Source organism: Adlercreutzia aquisgranensis, from assembly GCF_943193145.1.
GTDB classification, from domain to species: domain Bacteria; phylum Actinomycetota; class Coriobacteriia; order Coriobacteriales; family Eggerthellaceae; genus Xiamenia; species Xiamenia aquisgranensis.
The window spans coordinates 20,958-41,861 of the sequence record NZ_CALPDA010000013.1 but is presented as its reverse complement, the minus strand read 5'-3'; the positions used below and the strand labels follow the sequence as shown (position 1 = coordinate 41,861).

Below are 20,904 nucleotides of genomic sequence, written 5' to 3'. Positions count from 1 at the left end.
TGCGCTCGGCAGTCCTGGGCTCGGGCTCCGAACGCTTCGCGTTCTGCCCTCGTGCGGAACCGCGCGTGGACCCCCGAGCCGTGAGCCCGTGCAGTTTGTGCGGGCTAGAGGCTTTCCAGGTCGGCTAGCGTTTTGCGCTGGGATACCAGCTCTTCCAAGGGGACCAGGTGCCCCAGCTCGCCTTGCGCGAGTCCCTGCTTGGCCAGGGCGACTACGGTATCTGCCAGCTCGGCGGCGATGCGGCCGTAGATGATGCCGTCGTAGCCGTTCTGCATGAGGCTTTCCTGGGCGGCCACGTAGTCCTCGTCGGTCACCGTGCCCAGAAGCTCATCGAGAGCTTCCAGGTTCTCGTCGCTGTAGAAGACGCCCTTCACCAGCGCGGCGTAGGCGATGGCGAAGGGGATGGGCATGCTGTCGGCGGGGCGGATCTCCACGTAGTTCTTCAGGCGCACGTCGGTGAAGAACATAGAGACCGCGTGCTCCACTTCCGCCGGCGTCATGGTGCGGTTGGCGTAGATCTGGCCGAAGGTGCGGTCCTCGAAGCACCATTGGTTGGTGGTGCACGATACCAGGATGGCGGGCGTGTCCAGGATGTAGCTGGCATAGTCCTCCAAGGTGAACGCTGGGTCCAGCGCGCCGGGGACGAGCCCGCAGCGGTCGGGGTCGGTGTGCTGCCACATGGAGGTGCGCATCATCTGGTGGGTGCGCGGCTGTCCCTCGAACATGGGCGCGTTGTCCGCCATCAGCGCGAACAGGGGGCACAGGCTGAAGGCCAGCCGCAGCTTGCGCAGGCAGTCCGGCACGCTCACGAAGTCGATGGACACCTGGGTGCTGGCGCTTCCTCGCATCATGCACACCCCTTCGCTGTCGCGCTCTCCCAGGTACATGTTCATGAACTGGTAGCGGCGCTTGGGGATGAGCTCCAGGCTGCGGGCCTTGGCGGTGGGGTGGTAGCCCACGTTGCAGAGGCGCTCGCCCCACGGACTCAGGATGGCGTCGACGTGCTGCTCGAACGAGAGGAAGGCGGCGCGCGCGGTGTCCAGGTCGGAGAAGGGACCAGCGGAAAGCTCCAGCTGGGCTGCGGGCTCTATGGTGACCGCTTCGCCGGGCCGCGCCACGCCCAGCAGATCACCCTGGGGGTCGCAGGTGGTGCGCGGGTACTCCTTCACAAGGAGCCCCAGCAGCTCCTCCACGCCGTGCTCGCCGCTGTAGCTCACAGGCCGGCCGTCGTCGTGGACGATGATGTGTTCGAGCTCGATGCCGATGCGCTCGTCGGCGCCGCTGGGCTTGATGCCGCTTTCGTAGAACGACACGATGGCCGCTATGTTGCTCGCGCGGGCCGGCTGGTCGGGGCGCTGCGGGTTCTCGCGGGTTGCCCGGCGCTCCTTCGCGGCTATGCGCGAGAGGGTATCGGCGTAGGGTTGGGGAAAGGCCGTCATGGTCAGCTCCTCGGTGAGGGTTGCGGTGCGTATCTGTTCCGAACCATCTTATCCTAGTCGACAAGAGGGACGCGCTACCGTAGCTGAGTCGTTTCGTCGGGAAATCGACATGGGCGCCTTCCGCGGCGCCGGCTTGGCGCCCCGTCGGCCGCCGAGAGTTGTCTGCTCCTGAGAAATTCGCATGGAATCGCGCTTCTATGCAGTTTCATGAGTAAAATACCAAGGATACGCTCAATACAAGCAGCGGGTGCGTCATGCGCTGAATCCCTTTCGGGTGCCGTGCGCAAGGGTGGCGCGCAGTCGGCTGCGGGATAGTTGGAAGGTTGGGAGGTCATGGGCAAAACGGTTGCGGTCGTCGGTGCGGCGGGGTTCGCGGGCATAGAGCTCGTCCGCGTGATTCTGGGGCACCCCTCCTTCACGCTGGTGGCCGCCACGTCCAACGAGCTTGCGGGCGTGCCCGTGGCGCAGGAGTACCCCGGGTTCGCCGGCAGCACGGACCTTGCGTTCTGCTCCCACGACGATGCCGCCGTGGCCTCGGCCGACGTGGTATTTCTGGCGGTTCCCCATACGGCGGCGCTCGCCATGGCCCCGACCCATGTGGCCCGGGGGGCGGCGGTGGTCGACCTGTCCGCCGACTTCCGCCTGAAGGACCCGGCAGTCTACGAGCAATGGTACAAGGTGCCCCACACGGCGCCCGAGCTGCTCGGACGGGCGGCGTTCGGCTTGCCGGAGCTATTCGGCGACGACCTGGCCTGCGCGCGCGAGCGCTACGAAGCGGGAGAGGGGGCCCTTGTGGCCTGCGCCGGCTGCTATCCCACCGCAACGTCGCTGGCCGCGGCGCCGGCGGTGCGGGCCGGCCTTGTGGCGGACGGCATGCCGGTGGTGGTGGACGCCATCTCGGGTGTTACCGGGGCGGGGAAGAAGTGCTCATCCCGCACCCACTTCTGCTTCGCCGACGAGAACGTAGAGGCCTACGGCGTGGGTTCCCATCGCCACACCCCCGAGATCGAGCAGATCCTGGGGCTGCCGGGCCGGGTTGTCTTCACGCCGCACCTGGCTCCCGTCAACCGCGGGCTGCTCTCTACGGTCACCATGGTGCTTGCCCCCGATGCACCTCGCAGCACGTCCGAGGTCCTGGACCTGTATCGGCGCGCTTACGAGGGCTCTCCGTTCGTGACGGTGCTGCCCGAGGGCCAGCTGCCCAAGACCTCGTCGGTGGTGGGCACCAACTGCGCTCATGTAAGCGCGGTGGTCGACGAGCGCACGGGCGTTTTGGTGGCGATAGGCGCCATAGACAACCTGGGCAAGGGGGCGGCTGACCAGGCAGTGCAATGCGCCAACATCCTGTGCGGCCTGCCGCAGGACGCCGGGCTGTGCCGCATAGCGGTGCCCGTGCTGTAAGGTATGCGACGCGCGCGATGAAGGCGATCGGATCGAAAGAGGGCTGTGCAATGGGCACGCAAGCTGAGGTGGAGCAGGGCGCGCCGACCGGCACGCAGCGGCGGGTCGCGTCTGCTGCCGAAGTCAACATGGACGAGCTGGCGCAGCGCTGCGGCGTGCCGCCCTTGGTGCGCTTCTCGTTCGTGGAGGGCGGCGGCGTTACCAGCGCGAAGGGCTTTTCGGCCGCAGGCGTGCATGCGGGCTTTCGCGACGATCCGCATAGGCTCGACATGGCCCTGGTGGCATCCGGGGATCCCTGCTCCTGCGCTGCGACGTTCACGCGCAACGTGTTCTGCTCGGCGCCGGTGCAGGTAAGCCGCGCCCATCTGGGAGGGTGCGGTTACGGAACGGCCCGGGCCGTGGTGGTCAACTCCGGAAACGCCAACGCCGCCACGGGCGAGCAGGGACTGCGTGCCGCCCAGGAGACGGCGCGGCTGGCGGGCGAGGCCGTGGGCTGCCCGGCTTCCGAGGTGATGGTTGCCTCGACGGGGGTCATCGGCGTGCACCTGCCGCTTGGGCCCTTCGAGTCCGGCCTACCCCGGGCGGTCTTACAGCTGTCGCCGGAAGGTGGGGCGCGTGCCGCGCGGGCCATCATGACCACCGACACGGTACCCAAGACCGCAGCCGTGCGCTTTCCCGGCGACGCCGTGGGGTATCCCGGCGCCACCTTCACGGTGGGGGGCATGGCCAAGGGGTCGGGCATGATCATGCCGAACATGGCCACCATGATCGCCGTGGTCACCACCGACGCGCCGGTGCGCGACGACATGCTGCACCGCTGCCTGGTGCGCGCCGTTCAGGGCAGCTTCAACAAGGTCACCGTGGACTCGGACACCTCCACCAACGACAGCTGCTTTCTGCTGGCAAGCGGCAAGGCGGCCGATGGCCAGCCCTGCTTCTCCGAAGGCTCGCCCGCCCTCGCGGCCTTCCAGTGCGCGCTCGACGGCGTGTGCCAGAGCCTGGCGCGTCAGATGGCCGCCGACGGTGAAGGGGCCACACGCTTGGTCACCGTCACCGTGAGCGGCGCAGCCAGCGTCCAGGATGCCGATGCCGCCGCCCGCACCGTGGCGAACTCCCCGCTTGTCAAGACGGCCATCTTCGGCCATGATGCCAACTGGGGCCGCATCGCCGCCGCCCTCGGACGCTCCGGCGCTGCATTCGCCCAGGAGGACGTGGCCATATCCATCATGGGAATTCCCGTCTGCCGGTGCGGCCTGACGGTGCCCTTCGACGAGGACGAGGCCCTGCGACGTTTCCAGGCGCCCGAGGTGGTCATCGAAGCCGACCTGGGCGCCGGAGAATGCAGCACCACGGTGTGGACCTGCGATTTCACCCACGACTACGTTTCGATCAACGGAGATTACCGCTCATGAAGTACGCAAAGGAGACACGGCCCAACGGAGTGGACGCCCGCGCGGCGGAGCTGCTCGTAGAGGCGCTTCCCTGGATCAAGCACATCACCGGCAAGACGGTGGTCATCAAGTACGGCGGCGCCGCCATGGTGGACGAGACGCTGCGCGCCGACGTCATGGAGGACATCGTGCTCTTAAAGCTCATCGGCGCGAACCCGGTCATCGTCCACGGCGGCGGCAAGGCCATCAACCGCGCCATGGAGAGTGCGAACCTGCCGGTGGAGTTCCGCGACGGCCAGCGCGTGACCACCCCCGAGACCATGGAGATCGTGCGCACGGTACTTACGGGCGAGGTCAACCAGGAGCTGGTGGCGGCCCTGAACGTGCACGGCAACTTCGCCGTGGGCATATCCGGGGCCGACGGAGGCGTGATCGTGGCCAAGCAGAAGTCGCCCGAGCTGGGTCGGGTGGGGGACGTGTCCCGCATCAACCGCGCGTTGCTGGACGACCTGGTGGCCAGCGGCTACATTCCCGTGGTGGCGACGGTTGCCCTGGGCGAGGACGGCGGCTTCTACAACGTGAACGCCGACATGGTGGCGGGGCATCTGGCTGGCGCCGTGGGGGCGCACAAGGTGATGTTCCTCACCGACGTGGACGGGCTGTACGAGAACTTCCAGGACAAGGATACGCTCATCTCGAACCTCACGCTGTTCGAGGCCCAGTACATGGTGGAGAACGAGACAGTGTCCACCGGCATGATCCCCAAGCTGCAGGCCTGCATCCAGGCGCTGCAGGACGGGGTGTTCCGCGCGCACATCATCAACGGCACCACGCCCCACGCGCTGCTTTTGGAGCTTCTGACCAGCACCGGCGTGGGCACCACCATGCACACTACCGATGAAGCCTGCACCTACGATGCGCACCCGCTGGGCAAGTTCGCGTCGAAGCTGCTGGTGAACTGCGAGAACTAGGGAAGAGGCGCTGCCATGTCCTTGGAAACGGAAACGCACCTGGAATCCGAGTACGTCATGGGCACCTTCGCCCGCAAGCCGGTGGAGTTCGTCGAAGGTGCGGGCATGTACCTGCGAGACGATGCGGGCAGGGACTACCTCGACTTCCTCTCGGGCATAGCCGTGTGCTCGCTGGGGCACTGCCACCCGGCGCTGGTGGCTGCTCTGCAGGAGCAGGCGGCCAAGCTTATGCACGTGAGCAACTACTTCTACATCGAACGCCGCGGCGAGCTGGCTCGGCGCCTGTCCGACTTGCTGAGCCGGGGGGAGGGCGACGGCGCGCAGCCGTGGAGGACCTTCTTCGCGAATTCCGGCGCCGAGGCCAACGAGTGCGCTATCAAGCTGGCACGGCTGTACGCCCGCAAGCGGGCTGCCGCCGACGCCGTGGCTGCCGGCGCCGACGAGCAGGGGGTTGCCGAGGCGGAAGCGGCGGCGCCCCGGCTTATCGTGACCTTGCAGAGAAGCTTTCACGGTCGCACCCTGGCCACGTTGGCCGCCACGGCCCAGCCGGCCAAGCAGGAGGCGTTCCAGCCGCTGCCCGAAGGGTTCGCGGCCACGCCCATCAACGATTGCGAGGCCCTGCGCTGCCTTTTCGACGAGCGGGGGCCCGAAATCTGCGCGGTGCTGGTGGAGCCGGTGCAGGGGGAGTCGGGGGTTCACCCGTGCACGCCGGAGTTTATGGCGCAGATCAGGGAGCTGACCAGCCGCTGCGGAGCCCTTTTCATGTGCGACGAGGTGCAGACGGGCATCTTCCGCTGCGGCGAGGCCTTCGCGTTCCAGCGCTTGGGTGTCCTCCCGGACGTGGTGACCATGGCCAAGGGGATCGGCGGCGGCATGCCCATGGGCGCCTGCGCGGCGAGGGACTCGGTGGCTGCGGCCTTCGCGCCGGGCGACCACGGCACCACCTTCGGCGGAAGCTGCCTGGCCGTGGCGGCCGCCCATTGCGTCTTGGACGTCGTCGAGGAGGAATCCCTCGCGCAGCGCGTCGTCGAGACGGGCGACTACCTGCGCCGACGCCTGGCGGAGCTTCCCGCCGTGGCCGAGGTGCGGGGCCTGGGGCTTTTGGTGGGCGCCGACCTGACGGCCGGCCTGAGCGCCCCGGCGGTCGTGGCCGCCGCCCTGGAGAGCGGGCTTGTGCTCAACGCCACGGGCCCGTCCACCCTGCGCTTCGTCCCGCCGCTTATCTGCACCCGCGAGGACGTGGACGCCATGATGGGCATCCTCGTGCGCTGCATCGACGCGGCCTAGGGCCGGAAGCCCTCCGCCTGGGCGTGCGCGGCCGCATTGGCCGGCCGGCAGCGTTTCGGCTGCCGTTTGGCTCCCGAAAATGTTTCAACTTTGTGTTTCTGGGCGGCACTGGCGAATGTTGCGCTAGACTACGCTGCATATTTTCGCGCTGTGCGCTTACGGGAATGCATCACGGCACCCGAGTTTGCAGCTTTGCGGAATACGGAACAGGTTACGAGCGACGAAAGGTGCACCCGGCCCCATGAAGAAGCGGCAACAGCGTCACGACGCCATTCGCGAGATCATTCGCGAGCGCGCGGTCAAGACGCAGCGCGACCTTGCCTTTGAGCTTCAGCAGGCCGGCTACGAGTGCACCCAGGCCACCATCTCCCGCGACATCATGGACATGGGCTTGCTGAAGTCCCCGGACGGCTGCTATCTGCTGCCGGAGGAGGAGCGGCTGCAGCGCATGGTGTCCGAACTGGTGGAAGAGGTCCATGTAACCGGCAACATGGTGGTGGTGAAGACGTTCCCCGGCGGTGCCGCCGGCGTGTCCGCTGCCATCGACAACGCGCACCTGGCCGGTGCGCTGGGCACCGTGGCGGGCGACAACACCATCTTCGTGGCCGCCACCGACGGCGAGGCTGCCGAAAGCGTCGGTCGGGCCGTCGACCGCCTGCGACGACGATAGTCGCCGTCTTCCACCTGCGCGCGGGGCGCTCTCCCCGCAACCCTTCCGCACCAACAGCATTCGAGCTGAGCCGAACCGCGCGGCGAAGCCGACGACGAGCGCGCCGCCCGTCCGACCTCCTTGCGGGAAGCCCTCGCGAACCGCATGCGGGGCCGACCCGGGCAAGGGCGCGAGTGCGGCCCTGTCGGAAGGGATGTTACCTGGGAAGACGGCAAACATGCGGGAAAGACCACCGCTCAGCGCCTGCAAGGGCCGCTGCGCGTAACGAGAGACGAGCGAAAAGGGAAGGAACAACCCATCATGGCAGAGCAGAAAGACAAGGTAATCCTGGCATATTCCGGCGGTTTGGACACGTCCTGCTGCATCAAGTGGCTGCAGGAGGAGAAGGGCCTGGACGTGGTGGCCGTAGTGGGGGACGTGGGACAGGAGCACGACGGGCTTGAGCCCATCCGCAAGAAGGCGCTCGCCAGCGGCGCCATCGACTGCCAGGTGGTGGACATGCGCGACACCTTCGCCAAGGAGTACCTGACCCGGGCCTTGGCCGCCAACGCCATGTACGAGAACAAGTACCCGTTGGTGTCGGCCTTGTCGCGCCCCCTCATCTCGAAGCACCTGGTGGACGCCGCCCATAAGTACGGCGCGCGCTACATCGCCCATGGCTGCACCGGCAAAGGCAACGACCAGGTGCGCTTCGAAGCGTCCATCACCATGCTGGACCCCACGCTGGAGATTCTTGCCCCGGTGCGCGAGTGGGACCTGAAGACCCGCCCCGAGGAGATGGACTGGGCGCGCGCCCACGGCATCCCCGTCCCCGCCACCAAGGCCTCGCCGTACTCCATCGACGACAACCTGTGGGGCCGCGCCATCGAGTGCGGCGTGCTGGAGAACCCCTGGACCGAGCCGCCGGCGGACATCTACACCATGACCGCGGCCCCCGAGCAGGCGCCCGATGCGCCGGAGTACGTGGAGGTCTCCTTCGCGCGCGGCGTACCCTACATGCTCGACGGCAAGCAGATGAGCTACATGGGCATCATCTACGCCCTGAACGAGATCGCCGGGCGCAACGGCTACGGCCGCATCGACATGATCGAGAACCGCCTGGTGGGCGTGAAGAGCCGCGAGTGTTACGAGGCCCCGGGCGCCCTGGCGCTCATCACCGCCCACAAGGCCCTGGAGGATTTGGTGCTCGAGCGCGAGGTGCTGCACTTCAAGCTTGACATGGAACAGGCTTGGGCCCGCTGCGTGTACAACGGCCAGTGGTTCAGCCCGCTCAAGGAGGCGCTGGACGCCTTCATGGCCTCCACGCAGCGCTGCCTCTCCGGCACCGTGCGCCTGAAGTTCTACAAGGGCAGCTGCACCGTGGTGGGTCGCAAGAGCGCCTACTCGCTCTACGATTACGCCCTGGCCACCTACGATGCCGACGACCAGTTCGACCACAAGGCCGCAGCCGGCTTCATCAAGCTGCAGACCCTGTCCACCAAGACCTGGGCCGCCAACCGCCGCCAGGAGGGCGCGCCGGCTGACGTGTTCGACGCCCAGAAGCAGGAGGGCCCGCTGAAGAAGGAGAAGTGGAGCTAATGGCGCTGTGGTCGGGAAGGTTCACCCAGGACGTCAGCGAGTTCACCCAGCGCTTCGGCGCGTCGCTGCCCGTCGATAAGCAGCTCTACGCCCAGGACATCGCGGGATCGAAGGCCCATGCGGCCATGCTCGCCCAGGTAGGCGTCATCTCCCAGGAGGACGCCCGGATCATCCGCCAGGGGCTCGACGACGTGCAGGGCGCCATCGAGGCGGGCGAGTTCGCCTTCGACATCAACGACGAGGACATCCACATGTCCGTGGAGAAGCGCCTGACCGAGCAGGTGGGACAGCCCGGCGCCCGCCTGCATACGGGCCGCTCGCGCAACGACCAGGTGGTCACCGACACGCGCCTGTTCGCCAAGGAGCGCGCGCGTGCCCTCATGGAGGCGAACCTGCAGCTGCGCGAGGCGCTTGTCGCCCAGGCCGAGGCCAACCGCGACGTCATCATGCCCGGCTACACCCACATGCAGCATGCCCAGCCGGTGCTGTTCGGGCATCATCTGCTTGCCTACGTGGCCATGCTGGAGCGCGACTTCGGCCGGCTGCAGGCCGCCTACGACGCGGCGGACGCCTCGCCCTTGGGGGCGGCGGCCCTGGCGGGCACCACCTACCCGCTCGACCGCTTCATGACGGCCCGCGAACTGGGCTTCTCCCGGGTCATCGGCAACTCGCTCGACGCGGTGTCCGACCGCGACTTCCTGCTGGATCTGCTCTACGCCTGCAGCGTGTCGTGCATGCACCTGTCGCGCCTGTGCGAGGAGCTGGTGCTGTGGTCCACCTCCGAGTTCGCCTTTATCGAGCTCTCCGACGCCTTCTCCACGGGAAGCTCCATCATGCCCCAGAAGAAGAACCCGGACTTCGCCGAGCTTATCCGCGGCAAGTGCGGGCGCGTGGTGGGCGACTTGGTGGCGCTGCTCGTCACCATGAAGTCGCTGCCGTTGGCCTACAACAAGGACCTGCAGGAGGACAAGGAGGGGGCAATCGACGCGGCCAAGACGCTGGAGGACGGCTACCAGTGCGCCGCCGGCATGATAGCCACCATGACCGTGAAGGCCGACAACATGCTGGCCCAGGCCCAGAAGGGCTACCTCGCCGCCACCGACGTTGCCGACTACCTGGCCAAACGCGGAATGCCCTTCCGCCAGGCCCATGCGGCGGTGGGGCATCTGGTGCACCTGTGCGAAGAACGGGGCTGCGATTTGTGCGATCTGTCGCTTGCCGACTTCAAAGCCGAGAGCGACCTGTTCGAGGCCGATATCGTGGGTGCTCTGGACCTGAGGGCCATCGTGGAGGCGCGCACCACCTACGGCGGCACATGTCCTTCCGAGGTGGCCCGGCAGCTGGCGGAGGCGAAGGGGAAGATCGCGTCGGATAGCGAGACGGCGCGCCCGGGTACGCGGGCCTAGCTTTCAGGTAACGGCAAGGTATCGGCGCTTCTTGTGTGGGCGCCCTGCTCGCGCGGGGCGCTGTGGTACCATGGGCACTCGATTATCCTGGAGGTGACCTGTGGCTTCCCGTTCCATAAAGAACCGCCCTTCCATAAAGAAGAAGCACCCCTTCGTGGCGGTGCTCTACGTGCTGACCATCCTCTTTGCCGTTACCGTGGCAGGAGCCGTGGGCGTCTACGCGCTGGCGGCGTCCTGGATCGAGGGTCTGGACGAGATCGACGTGACCCGGGTGGAGGACATGAACACCGCCCGCCCCTCGGAGATGTACGCCGCGGACGGCACCACGCTCCTTGCCCGCTTCCAGCTTGAGAGCCGCGAACCGGTTGGCCTGTCCCAGATTTCCGACTACGTGAAGGAGGGGACGGTCGCCACCGAGGACGAGCGCTTCTACGAGCACAACGGTTACGACCTCAAGGGCATCATGCGCGCCGCCTACGTCACCCTGACCGGCGCCGGGCGCGAGGGCGCCTCCACCATCACCCAGCAGTTCGTGCGCAACACGCTTCTGGCCGACGAGATGAACGACATCTCCCTGAAGCGCAAGATGCGCGAGATCTACCTGGCCGTGAAGATGGAGGAGACCTACTCCAAGGACTCCATCCTGCTCATGTACCTCAACACCATCAACTACGGCAACGGCACCTACGGCATCCAGGCCGCCAGCCAGCTGTACTTTTCGAAGAACGCCTCGGACCTGACCCTGGCCGAGGCCGCGGCGCTGGTGGGCATTCCCCAGTCGCCCACCTACAACAACCCCTTCTACAGCATGGACAACTGCATCGAGCGGCGCAACCTGGTGCTCAACCGCATGTGCTCCAACGGCTACATCAGCGTTGAGGAGCGCAACGCCGCCCAGGCCGAGGAACTGGTGCTGAACCCGTCGCTGCCCTCTACCACGGGCATCATGAAGTACCCCTATTTCACCAGCTACGTGCGCGACCTGGTGTCGAACAACTACCAGCAGATAGACCTGTTCACCGGCGGCCTGCGCATCATCACCACCTTGGACGTGGACACCCAGGAGGCGGCCGAGAACGCCATCCGCACCAAGGAGGAGTCCATCAGCCCTGCCATCGCAGGCGCTCTCGTGGCTATCGACCCGGCCAACGGCTACGTGCGCGCCCTGGTGGGCGGCAAGGACTTTGAATCATCCCAGACCAACCTTGCCACCGGCGCCGGCGGCGGGGGAGGCCGCCCCTGCGGCTCGTCATTCAAGACCTTCACGCTGGTGGCTGCGCTGGAGGAGGGGATCAGCCCCGAGACCATCGTGGACTGCACCTCGCCTGCCGACATCCCCGAGACGGAGTACAAGGACGATAAGGCGCTGAAGAACATCGACAACATCAACTACGGCTACCGCAGCATCAAGCGGGCCTTCGCCGTGTCGTCCAACACCGGCTTCGTCCGCCTGCAGGAGGCTATCGGTCGGGCGAAGGTGCTGGCCACGGCCGAGAAGATGGGCGTCACCTCCGATTTGGGCGCCTACGCGTCGCTGACTTTGGGCGAGCAGAACGTCACTATGCTGGAGATGGCCGACGCCTACGCCACCCTGGCAAACGGCGGCATCCACTACGATGCGCAGCCGGTCTACCAGATCTACGACTACCAGGGCAATCTGGTGGTGGACAATTCCAACCCCGAAGGCACGCGGGTGCTCACCCAGGAGGTGGCCCATGCGGCGGTGGAGGTCATGAAGACCGTGGTGAGCACCGCCGAGGGCACCGGCCGCAACGCGTCGCTTCCCAACGGGCAGCCGGTGGCGGGCAAGACCGGCACCTCCACAGACTACTACGACATCACCTTCTGCGGCATCACGCCCCAGATGTCGGTGGCCATCTGGTTCGGCGACCCGCTCAACCAGGAGGCCCTGCCGGCGCACCTGGGCGCCGACGATGTGTTCCGCACGTTCATGTCGACGGTTCTGGAAGGCCAGGCCGCCCAGGAGTTCCCCACGGCGAAAGACCCCGAGTACAAGAAGGACTACAACAACGCCACCTACCACGTGGGCACTGTGACGCCGCAAACCCAGCAGCCGACGGTGACCGTGCCCGTCACCAACGACCCAGCCGCCGACCCCGATGACGACCCGGATAATCCGGACAAGAACGGCGAGGGCAACGAGGGCGGCGAGAACTCCAATCCGTCAACAAACGCCCCCGGCAACTCCGGCAACGGCGATAATAACGGCGAGAATCCGAACCAGCCCGGCAACTCCGGCGACCCGGGGGATACGCCTCCTCCCTCGGGCGGTGACGACCCCGGAACCTCCCCGGATCCCGGGCCGACGACGCCCGAGCCCGAGCCGCCTGCCTCCAACGGCGGCGACGGGTCGTCCGAGGACTGATGAGAATCGAGTGGTGAGAGAGCTATGAGGAACACGATGAAGGCGAAAGCGGCGGCTTGCGTGCTGGTGTGCGCGCTGGGCAGCACGGCCCTTGCCGGCTGCCTGGGAGCGCCAAGCGCCACGATGACCGAGGAGCAGGCGAGCAACCGCCAGTTCATGGCCCAGGTCAACCAAACCATGGTGGACTTCCAAGACCGCATAGACGGCTTCAACGACGCCGTGTCGGCGGGTGATTTGGTGGGCATGCGCACCCAGGCCGACAACGCGTTTCGCGTGCTGGACGCTTTGGAGAAGCTGGAAGCGCCTGAGGCCCTGGCCGACGTGAAGCAGGGCTACGTGGACGGCTGCGCCGCCATGAAGGAGGCTCTGAGCGATTACGTTGCCCTGTACGGCGACATCGAGGGCGCAACCGAGGCGGATCCTTTCGACTGGGGCACCTACGACAGCCGCATCGCCGAGGTGAAGCAGGCCTACGACGACGGTCTTGCGAAGCTGCAGGCGGCGGACGAAGCGGCTGCAGCGAAGGAGTAGGCCCGGCGCCCGACGCCTTCCGCAGGGGAGGAAGCGGGAAGCAAAGGGGCGCGACCGGGTGGTCCGGTCGCGCCCCTTCCTGTTTGTCGGCTGCGCACGTCGTCGCGCAGCATGGGCGGAGGTTCGGCGGGCAGGATTGCGGCACGCGGCGATCGCGTTGCGTCGCGAGCGCCGCGTGCTTCGCTGCGGCTATTCGGGGCCGAGGGATACCGTGATGACCACCATGTTGCCTTCGACGGCCTGGCTGATGACCGTTCCAGCGGGCACGGTGTCGGAGTGCTCCTCGTAGTAGCCGGCCTCGTAGTCGCGCAGCAGATCGATGGCCTCGTCGAAGGTGAGTCCCACCACGTTGGGTGCGCTGTAGGGGTCGGTGCCGGGGTCGGGGGCGGGAGAGCCCGGATCCTCGCTGCCCGGATCCTCGTTGCCGGGCTTGCTGCCGTTCTCCTCCTCTTCCTTCTTCTTGGCCTCCTCTTCCTCCTGCTTCTTCTTCTCCTCTTCCTCCTCCTTTTTCTTCTCCTCCTCTTCCTTCTTCTTTTTCTCCTCTTCCTCCTTGGCCCGCTTTTCGGCCAAGTCGGAGCCGGTGCCGCCATGGGCCTGCTTCATGCGGTCGTTGAAGGGGTTGTTGTACTCGGGCGTGGCGGTCTCGGGGAAGGATACGAGCGGCTCGTCGGCGCAGGCCTGGCTCATGAAGTCCTTCCACAGCTGGTTGCAGGTGATGGAGGGGTCGGTGCTGATGCGGCCCGCCGGATTGCCGATCCAGGTGGCGCAGGACAGATAGGGGGTGTATCCCACCAGCCAGTGGTCGGCGAAGTCCTCGGAGGTGCCGGTTTTGCCGGCGACTACTTGGCCGTTCGAAGGTCCGCAGCCGTAGGCGGTGCCGGCGGCGTCCTCGAAGACCGTTCGCAGCACCTTGGTGGTGGCGCCTGCCACCTCGTCGGAGATGACGCGCTTCTCCTCCTGGGGCGCTTCGTAGACGATATCCCCGTCGCGGTTCACGATCTTGGTGATGACGATGGTGGGCCGATACACGCCGCCGGAAGCCAGGGTGGCGTAGGCGCGGGCCATATCCAGCGGCGTCACGTCGGCGGTGCCCAGCGTGGTTGAGGGAACCGCCATCAGCGGCGAATGCACGCCCAGGGCTTCGGCCATGTCAGGGCAGCGGTCAAATCCGATGGCCTCGGACAGGCGTATGAAGCCGGTGTTCGACGAGACGGCCGTGGCCTGCTGGATGGTCTTCACGCCGTAGTTGTAGTTGTCGAAGTTCTCGATGCGGGTGGTGACGCCGTCGAGGGTGAGCGTCATGGGGGAGGAGCAGTCGATGCGCGTCTGGGGATTCACGCCGTCCTCGATGGCGGCGGCCAGGGTGAATGCCTTGAAGGTAGAGCCCGCCTGGCGTCCCGATCCGCCGCTGCCGGTGGCCAGGTTGTACTTGGCGTTGCTGTAGTCGCTGCCGCCCACCAGGGCTTTCACATGCCCGGTGTTCACGTCTACGGCCACAAGCGATGCCTCCAGGTCGTCGGCCATGCGCTCGCGCTGGGCGGCGCAGGCGGCCTCGGCCTGCTGCTGCATAGTAACGTCCAAGGTGGTGTATATGGTAAGGCCGCCCTTGAACAGGTCGGCGTAGGACACCTCGTAGGGGCTGTTCTCGTCGAAGAGCAGCTCGCGGGCGTAGCTGGTGAAGTAGGGGTAGGCGAAGATGCCCTCGTCGGGGGCGGGCGGCGCCGGATTCAGGTCGAGGTCCGTGGCTTTCGCCGCCTCGCACTCCTCCTGGCCGATGTCGCCGGCGGCCTCCATGCGGTCGAGCACGAGGTTGCGTCGGGCCAGGCAGTCCTCCGGGTAGAGCTTGGGGTTCAGGAAGGTGGGGGATTGGGGGATGCCTACCAGCGTGGCCGCCTGGGTAAGCGTCAGGTCAGCCGCGGATACCTGAAAGTAGTTCTGCGCCGCCGCCTCGATGCCGTAGCAGCCGTCGCCGTAGTTGATGGTGTTCAGGTACATGAGCAGAATCTCGTTTTTGGAGTACAGGGTCTCCATCTGCAGGGCCAGGTTCGCCTCGCGGATCTTGCGCTCGATGGATATCTCGGTGGCCTCGCTGGACAGCAGCGTGTTGCGCACCAGCTGCTGGGTGATGGTGGAGGCGCCTTCCAGGCTGCCACCGCGCATGTTGTTGTAGATGGCGCGCGCGATGCCTTGGAAGTCCACGCCGTGGTGCTCGTAGAAGCGGATGTCCTCGGTGTCAACGGTGCCCTGGATTACGTAGGGGCTGACCTGGTCGTAGGTGACTGGGTCGCGCTTCTCCAGCTGGAACTGGGCTAAAAGCGTGGTTCCGTCGGCGGCGTACATGGTGGACTCGTGGGAGTTGTTGGTGAGGGCGGCTTCCTGGATGGAAGGGAGGTCGACGGCCCATCCATCCATGACGCGGATCACCCCGGCTACGGCCCAGTAGCCCACGAACACGGTGAGAGCTGTTGCCACCAGTACGGCCCAGGCGAGCCCGTGGGTGCGCATTTCGCGCTGTTTTCTGCGTGTTTTCATAGTTCGACTATACTACCATAGCGCCGTTTGGGGCGCCTGCGGTCGCGTGCGCGTCCGTAAATCCGCCATCACGGACAAGCAGGGTCACCGCTTCGCCCGCTTGCCTTTCCTATCAGGGGGAACTTCCTATGTCATCCTGCGATTTCGCCTTGCCCGAGCTTCTGGCCCCGGCCGGCAACGAGACCTGCCTCCACGCGGCCGTGCAGGCGGGGGCCGACGCCGTGTACCTGGGGCTCGACAGCCTGAACGCTCGTCGGGGGGCCGATAATTTCACGTTGGAGACCTTGGGCGACGCCTGCGACTACGCCCATCTGCGCGCAGCGCGCGTGTACGTGACCATGAACACGGTGGTGCTGCAGTCGGAGTTCGCGCGGGCCATGGAGACGGCCCGCCAGGCCTACCGGGCCGGTGCCGACGCCTTCATCGTGCAGGACCTGGGGCTGGCCTCGGAGCTTTCCCGCACCCTCCCTCAGGCGCGCTTGCACGTGTCCACTCAGATGAACATTCATAACGTGGCTGGCGTGCAGGCATGCGCCGAGCTGGGGGCGGCCCGCATCACGCTTGCCCGCGAGCTGTCGCTCGAGGAGGTGGCGGTGCTGGCCGATGCGGCGGCGCAGCTGGGCATGGAGGTGGAGACCTTCGCCCATGGCGCCCTGTGCGTGTGCTATTCCGGCCAGTGCCTCATGTCGTCGCTCATCGGCGGGCGCTCGGCCAACCGGGGCATGTGTGCCCAGGCCTGCCGGCTTCCCTACGAGCTGCGCAACGTGGCCCTGGCCCGCAAGCTCCCGCAGCCGGGCGAGCACCTGCTCTCGCCCCAGGACCTGTGCGCTATCGACCTTCTGCCCCAGCTTGCGCGAGCGGGGGTGGCGTCGTTCAAGGTGGAAGGGCGCATGAAGTCGCCGGAGTACGTGTTCGCCGTGGTGTCGGCCTACCGCCGGCAGCTGCAGCGCATGGCGGTCGACCCCGAAGGCAGCCCGAAGGCCGCAGACGGCGACCGGCAATCGCTTTCCGAGGCGTTCTCCCGCGGGTTCACCACGGCCTACCTGGAGCGCAAGCGCGGCAACGACATCATGAGCTACGGGCGCCCCAACAACCGCGGCGTGCTGGCGGGGCGGGTGGCCTGGGTGCGCGACGGGCGGGCCGGCATCGATACGGTGCTTCAGCTTGCCGAGGGCGACGTGCTGGAGTTCTGGACGAACAAGGGGCATTTCGCCCATACCGTGAGCTCGCTTGCGACCGACGGACGCGGCTGCGCGGTGCTGGCGCCCGCGAAGCCGGTGGGCAAGGGCGACCGGGTGTTCCGCGTGCGCAGCGCTGCGGCGGCCTTCGTTGACAACCCGCTGCTGCCCAAGGTGGCGGTGGACGGCTCCGCGTCGCTCGTCGTCGGCCAGCCGCTTTCCATGAGCTTCCGCCTGGCGAGCGGCGAGGGGTCCGTTGCGGCGCTCGACGAGGGCCGCGGTGCCGACTCCGCGCAGTCTCATCCGTTCCCTCCCGCCGTCGATCCCGCAGCCGTCGGGTCGTTCGAAGGCCAGGAGGTGGAGGCGGCGCGCACCCGCGCTGTCACTGCCGAGGACGTGGGATCGCATGTGGACCGGCTGGGCCAGACCGAGTTCGCCCTCTCCGCCCTGGACGTCACTGTGGCAGGCGATCCCGGCATCGGCTTCTCCGCCATCCACAAGGCGCGCTCTGCCGCCCTGGACGATCTGCGTCGAAACTTGCTGGCGCCTACCCGCGCGCGCGTGCTTGAGCGCAGCCCCGAGCGGCCCTTCCAGCCCGCGGTGCGCGGGCGCGGCATGAAGATCGCCGTCTGGGCCACCAACCCCGCCTGCGCCCGTGCGGCCAAGCGGGCCGGCGCCGACCTCATCTACGTGCCGGCGCTCAACTACAAGCGCGGCGAGGCGGTAGTGGCCGGCCAGCGCAGCGCCACGGCCGAGCAGGCGGGCTACCCCAAGCAGGCGGTCATCGCCCTGCCCGTGGCCGAGCACGATCTGGTGGACGGCACACGCGAGGCGGCTCGCGGGTTCGACGCCTGGTCGGCGGTACACCCCGGCAAGCCCGTGTACGTGGAGAGCCTGGGGCAGCTGTCTCGGGCCGCCGACATGGGCGCGGTGCCCCACGTGGGCTCGCACCTGCCGCTGACCAACCCCTACGCGCTCGACGAGGCGGCGGCTTTGGGGGCGCAGCTCGCATGGCTCTCGCCCGAGCTCACCTTGGGCCAGATCGCCGACTTGGCGCAAGACGCCCCGTGCGAGCTGGGGCTGACCATCATCGGCGCCCAGGAGCTCATGGTTACCGAGCACTGCCTGCTCATGAGCGAGGGCCCCTGCGACGAGCGCTGCGACGTCTGCCCGCGGCGCAAGAGTCCCCACTACCTGCGCGACCGCAAGGACTACGAGTTCCCCGTGATCACCGACTGCATGGGCCGCAGCCACCTGTTCAACGGAGTGCAGCTCGACGTGGCCCATGCCATGCCCGACCTTATGGCGGCGGGGCTTTCCTGGGTCATGGTGGACACCACGCTCATGACCTCCGCCCAAACATCCGAGGCGGTGGCTCGGGCCGTGCGCGCCCGCAGCGTGGCCCATGCCAGCGGCAACGCCATCGGCAAGGCGGCGGGCACTACGGCCGGCCACCTTTACCGCGGGGTTTCCTGATTCGCCGCGCCCTTGTGCTAGAATGCCGAACACCCATCGAACCGAACGAGGAAGAGTCCCTGCCATGCTTTCACCGGAAGAACAACTGCACATCATCGCGTCGGGCGCAGCCCAGATCGTGCCCGAATCGGCGCTGCTGGAGAAGCTCAAGCGCGGCGTGCCGCTGAACATCAAGCTGGGCGTCGACCCCACGGCCCCCGACATCCACCTGGGACACGCGGTGCCCCTGCGCAAGCTGCGCCAGTTCCAGGACCTGGGCCATCAGGTAACGCTCATCATCGGCGACGGCACGGCGCTCATCGGCGACCCGTCGGGCCGCAACTCCACGCGCCCGCAGCTTTCCCGCGAGCAGATCCAGGCCAATGCGCAGACCTACGTGGACCAGGCATTCAAGGTACTCGACCCCGAGAAGACGGTGCTGCGCTACAACTCCGAATGGATTCTGGATCTGGACATGGAGGGCCTGCTGAAGCTTCTGGCCCACTTCACCGTGGCGCGCATCCTGGAGCGCGACGACTTCCACAACCGCTACACGTCGGGCCAGTCCATCAGCCTGCACGAGTTCCTGTACCCGGTCATGCAGGCCTACGACTCCGTGGTCATCAAGGCCGATGTGGAGCTGGGCGGAACCGACCAGCTGTTCAATCTGCTGGCTGGCCGCGAGCTCATGGAGAAGATGGGCATGGAGCCCCAGGTGTGCCTGACCCTGCCGCTTCTGGAGGGCACCGACGGCGTGAAGAAGATGTCCAAGAGCTACGGCAACTACGTGGGGCTCACCGATGCGCCCGACGACATGTTCGGCAAGGTCATGTCCATCCCCGACGAGCTGATGGTGAAGTACTACCGGCTTGCCTCTACCACCCCGGTCGACCAGATCGACCAGGTGGAGGCCGGGCTTGCGTCGGGCTCGCTGCATCCCAACAAGGTCAAGCGCGCCCTGGCGGCCAACATCGTGGCCTCCTACTACGACGAGGCTGCGGCCGTGGCGGCCGAGGAGGCCTTCGACCGGGTGTTCCGCAACCACGAGGCGCCCGAGGACGTGGCGGAGGCAGCGGTCGACCTTACGCCCAACCAGGAGGGAACGGTCTACGTGGCGAAGGTGCTGGTGGACGCGGGCCTGGCTGCGAGCGCCGGCGAGGCGAGGCGCCTCATCGACGGCGGCGGCGTGAAGCTGGACGGCCAGCCGCTGGCGGCCAAGGAGTACAACGTGGCTCCCGAGCGCCTGCGCGGGGCCCTCGTGCAGGTGGGCAAGCGCAAGTTCGCCCGCATAGCGGGGTAGGGCGCGGCGCCCCTCAATGTGGTACCATGCAGGCCCGGAGCGCATCGGCTCCGGGCCTGTTTGCTTGGAGGGACCTATGGCCAACATCGCGCTTACCCATAAATGCAACCTTCGCTGCCCCTACTGCTTCGCCGGGGAGTTCGTGGGCGAGGCGGACGAGTCCATCTCGCTCGAGAGCTTCGACGCGGCCGTGGAGTTTCTCACCCGCCGTGGTCCGGCCACCATCGGCATCATCGGGGGCGAGCCCACGCTGCATCCCGACTTCGGCACCATGCTGCAGCGCCTTGCGGACAACCCCCGCGTGGCCGGCGCCACCGTCTACACCAACGGCATACTGCTCGACCGCAGCTTCGGGCTTGTCGAGCACCCGAAGCTCTCCCTTCTGGTGAACTGGAACTCCCCGGACATCATCGGACAGAAGGCCTTCGCTAAAACCATGGAGAACGTCGACGATCTGGTATTTCGCCGCGGAATGGAAAAGCGCATCAACCTGGGGCTGAACCTGTACGACACCACCATGGACTACGGCTACATGCTCGATCTGCTGACGCGCTACGGCTTCGACAAGCTGCGCATCTCCATCACCGTGCCCGACTTCTCGAAGGAGGAGCCCGGGGACGTGATGGCCTACTTCCAGGAGAAGAAGCCCTTCCTCATGGAGCTGTTCCGCGCCCTGGACGGCATCGGGGTGCTGCCCTACTACGACTGCAACCGCCCTCCGTCGTGCATCTGGAGCCCCGAGGAGCTGGCATGGCTTCAGGACTACGCTGCGCGCCACGGCAAGCCCGACAGCTCCATCGCCCATACGAAGTCGTTCTGCCGCCCGGTGATCGACATCCTGCCGAATCTGCAGGCCATCCGCTGCTTCGGGATGTCCGAGTTCGCCAAAGCCGACATCCGCGAGTTCGCCGACGCCGAGGCGCTGACGGCGCATTTCATGAGGATCGTGGACAGGCCGTCGTTTCGGGTGTTCGCGAAGCCGGAATGCGAGAACTGCTACCTGCGCCGCCAATGGCTGTGCACCCAGGGCTGCATCGCGTTCAAGGCGGGTAAGCTGGAGCAGGCGTGAAAAAAGCCTCATCCCTGGCCGAAAGGATGAACCCACCTGGTCAGGTGGGTGCTCGCAGCGCGCTTCCCGGCTTTCGCATCAACGGACGCGAATCCCCGTTCCACGGGCAATCTAGAGCTCCCTTTTGAAATGCATCGGTCCATCGCAAAGACCGGCATCAAGGATGAAGCTTGGTTCGTAGTATAGCGAATCAAGCGCGCCTGCGCGACTGCGGCGCCAAATCGTTTCCGTAGGTTGCGCGAACGGCAGGGCCACAAAGGGTTACATCAAATAGCATCTGGCCAGAGTGCCAGGGGTTGCATCAAATAGC

At 66.7% G+C, this 20,904-nt stretch carries 14 protein-coding genes and 1 other RNA gene; 12 read left to right on the top strand and 3 right to left on the bottom strand.

Annotation, left to right across the window (positions count from 1 at the left end):
* Positions 1–104 precede the first annotated feature (104 nt).
* The gene (locus NFR41_RS08880; protein ID WP_251231562.1) at positions 105–1,439 is read right to left on the bottom strand and encodes a glutamate-cysteine ligase family protein; all 1,335 of its coding nucleotides are present in this window, start codon (positions 1,437–1,439) and stop codon (positions 105–107) included.
* 333 nt (positions 1,440–1,772) lie between these two features.
* Here NFR41_RS08880 and argC point away from each other — a divergent pair, with 333 nt between their 5' ends.
* From argC to NFR41_RS08835, 9 genes are all read left to right on the top strand, one after another.
* Positions 1,773–2,840 carry an N-acetyl-gamma-glutamyl-phosphate reductase gene (gene argC, locus NFR41_RS08875; protein WP_251231561.1) on the top strand — a complete coding sequence of 356 codons (1,068 nt, stop codon included), beginning with the start codon at positions 1,773–1,775 and terminating at the stop codon, positions 2,838–2,840.
* A gap of 50 nt (positions 2,841–2,890) precedes the next feature.
* Positions 2,891–4,252 carry a bifunctional glutamate N-acetyltransferase/amino-acid acetyltransferase ArgJ gene (gene argJ, locus NFR41_RS08870; RefSeq protein WP_251231560.1) on the top strand — a complete coding sequence of 454 codons (1,362 nt, stop codon included), beginning with the start codon at positions 2,891–2,893 and terminating at the stop codon, positions 4,250–4,252.
* Positions 4,249–5,202 carry an acetylglutamate kinase gene (gene argB, locus NFR41_RS08865; RefSeq protein ID WP_251231559.1) on the top strand — a complete coding sequence of 318 codons (954 nt, stop codon included), beginning with the start codon at positions 4,249–4,251 and terminating at the stop codon, positions 5,200–5,202. The genes argJ and argB overlap by 4 nt, the downstream gene beginning before the upstream one ends.
* A 15-nt stretch (positions 5,203–5,217) precedes the next feature.
* Positions 5,218–6,489 carry an aspartate aminotransferase family protein gene (locus NFR41_RS08860; protein WP_251231558.1) on the top strand — a complete coding sequence of 424 codons (1,272 nt, stop codon included), beginning with the start codon at positions 5,218–5,220 and terminating at the stop codon, positions 6,487–6,489.
* 241 nt (positions 6,490–6,730) lie between these two features.
* Positions 6,731–7,159: an arginine repressor gene (locus NFR41_RS08855; RefSeq protein ID WP_251231557.1), complete on the top strand. Its 429-nt coding sequence runs from the start codon at positions 6,731–6,733 to the stop codon at positions 7,157–7,159.
* A 300-nt stretch (positions 7,160–7,459) separates the two neighbouring features.
* The gene (locus tag NFR41_RS08850) at positions 7,460–8,737 is read left to right on the top strand and encodes an argininosuccinate synthase (RefSeq protein WP_251231556.1); all 1,278 of its coding nucleotides are present in this window, start codon (positions 7,460–7,462) and stop codon (positions 8,735–8,737) included.
* Positions 8,737–10,143, top strand: a complete 1,407-nt coding sequence (gene argH, locus NFR41_RS08845; protein WP_160212822.1) for an argininosuccinate lyase — start codon at positions 8,737–8,739, stop codon at positions 10,141–10,143. Before NFR41_RS08850 ends, argH begins: the two co-directional genes overlap by 1 nt.
* Positions 10,144–10,243: 100 nt before the next feature.
* On the top strand, positions 10,244–12,529 hold the full coding sequence (locus tag NFR41_RS08840; protein ID WP_251231555.1) for a transglycosylase domain-containing protein: 2,286 nt from the start codon (positions 10,244–10,246) through the stop codon (positions 12,527–12,529).
* A gap of 36 nt (positions 12,530–12,565) precedes the next feature.
* The gene (locus NFR41_RS08835; protein ID WP_251231554.1) at positions 12,566–13,060 is read left to right on the top strand and encodes a hypothetical protein; all 495 of its coding nucleotides are present in this window, start codon (positions 12,566–12,568) and stop codon (positions 13,058–13,060) included.
* A 189-nt stretch (positions 13,061–13,249) separates the two neighbouring features.
* Here NFR41_RS08835 and NFR41_RS08830 read toward each other — a convergent pair whose 3' ends face one another.
* Positions 13,250–15,592: a transglycosylase domain-containing protein gene (locus NFR41_RS08830; protein ID WP_251231553.1), complete on the bottom strand. Its 2,343-nt coding sequence runs from the start codon at positions 15,590–15,592 to the stop codon at positions 13,250–13,252.
* Positions 15,593–15,720: 128 nt separating this feature from the next.
* Here NFR41_RS08830 and NFR41_RS08825 point away from each other — a divergent pair, with 128 nt between their 5' ends.
* The 3 genes from NFR41_RS08825 (at position 15,721) to NFR41_RS08815 (ending at position 20,594) form a co-directional block, all read left to right on the top strand.
* Entirely contained in the window at positions 15,721–18,246 is a 2,526-nt protein-coding gene (locus NFR41_RS08825; protein WP_251231552.1) for a U32 family peptidase, read from the top strand.
* A gap of 64 nt (positions 18,247–18,310) precedes the next feature.
* Positions 18,311–19,525 carry a tyrosine--tRNA ligase gene (gene tyrS / locus NFR41_RS08820; protein WP_251231551.1) on the top strand — a complete coding sequence of 405 codons (1,215 nt, stop codon included), beginning with the start codon at positions 18,311–18,313 and terminating at the stop codon, positions 19,523–19,525.
* A 76-nt stretch (positions 19,526–19,601) separates the two neighbouring features.
* On the top strand, positions 19,602–20,594 hold the full coding sequence (locus tag NFR41_RS08815; RefSeq protein ID WP_251231550.1) for a radical SAM protein: 993 nt from the start codon (positions 19,602–19,604) through the stop codon (positions 20,592–20,594).
* Here NFR41_RS08815 and ssrS read toward each other — a convergent pair.
* Positions 20,594–20,769: non-coding RNA, 6S RNA (gene ssrS / locus NFR41_RS08810), on the bottom strand. The genes NFR41_RS08815 and ssrS overlap by 1 nt on opposite strands.
* Between the last annotated feature and the right edge of the window lie 135 nt (positions 20,770–20,904).

Excerpts from the sequence above, each read along its gene's own strand:
- argH (WP_160212822.1), top strand. The coding sequence starts at position 8,737 with ATGGCGCTGTGGTCGGGAAGGTTCACCCAGGACGTCAGCGAGTTCACC.
- NFR41_RS08880 (WP_251231562.1), bottom strand. The coding sequence starts at position 1,439 with ATGACGGCCTTTCCCCAACCCTACGCCGATACCCTCTCGCGCATAGCC.
- tyrS (WP_251231551.1), top strand. The coding sequence starts at position 18,311 with ATGCTTTCACCGGAAGAACAACTGCACATCATCGCGTCGGGCGCAGCC.
- NFR41_RS08815 (WP_251231550.1), top strand. The coding sequence starts at position 19,602 with ATGGCCAACATCGCGCTTACCCATAAATGCAACCTTCGCTGCCCCTAC.
- argB (WP_251231559.1), top strand. The coding sequence starts at position 4,249 with ATGAAGTACGCAAAGGAGACACGGCCCAACGGAGTGGACGCCCGCGCG.
- NFR41_RS08855 (WP_251231557.1), top strand. The coding sequence starts at position 6,731 with ATGAAGAAGCGGCAACAGCGTCACGACGCCATTCGCGAGATCATTCGC.
- NFR41_RS08835 (WP_251231554.1), top strand. The coding sequence starts at position 12,566 with ATGAAGGCGAAAGCGGCGGCTTGCGTGCTGGTGTGCGCGCTGGGCAGC.
- argJ (WP_251231560.1), top strand. The coding sequence starts at position 2,891 with ATGGGCACGCAAGCTGAGGTGGAGCAGGGCGCGCCGACCGGCACGCAG.
- NFR41_RS08825 (WP_251231552.1), top strand. The coding sequence starts at position 15,721 with ATGTCATCCTGCGATTTCGCCTTGCCCGAGCTTCTGGCCCCGGCCGGC.
- NFR41_RS08860 (WP_251231558.1), top strand. The coding sequence starts at position 5,218 with ATGTCCTTGGAAACGGAAACGCACCTGGAATCCGAGTACGTCATGGGC.
- NFR41_RS08850 (WP_251231556.1), top strand. The coding sequence starts at position 7,460 with ATGGCAGAGCAGAAAGACAAGGTAATCCTGGCATATTCCGGCGGTTTG.
- argC (WP_251231561.1), top strand. The coding sequence starts at position 1,773 with ATGGGCAAAACGGTTGCGGTCGTCGGTGCGGCGGGGTTCGCGGGCATA.
- NFR41_RS08830 (WP_251231553.1), bottom strand. The coding sequence starts at position 15,592 with ATGAAAACACGCAGAAAACAGCGCGAAATGCGCACCCACGGGCTCGCC.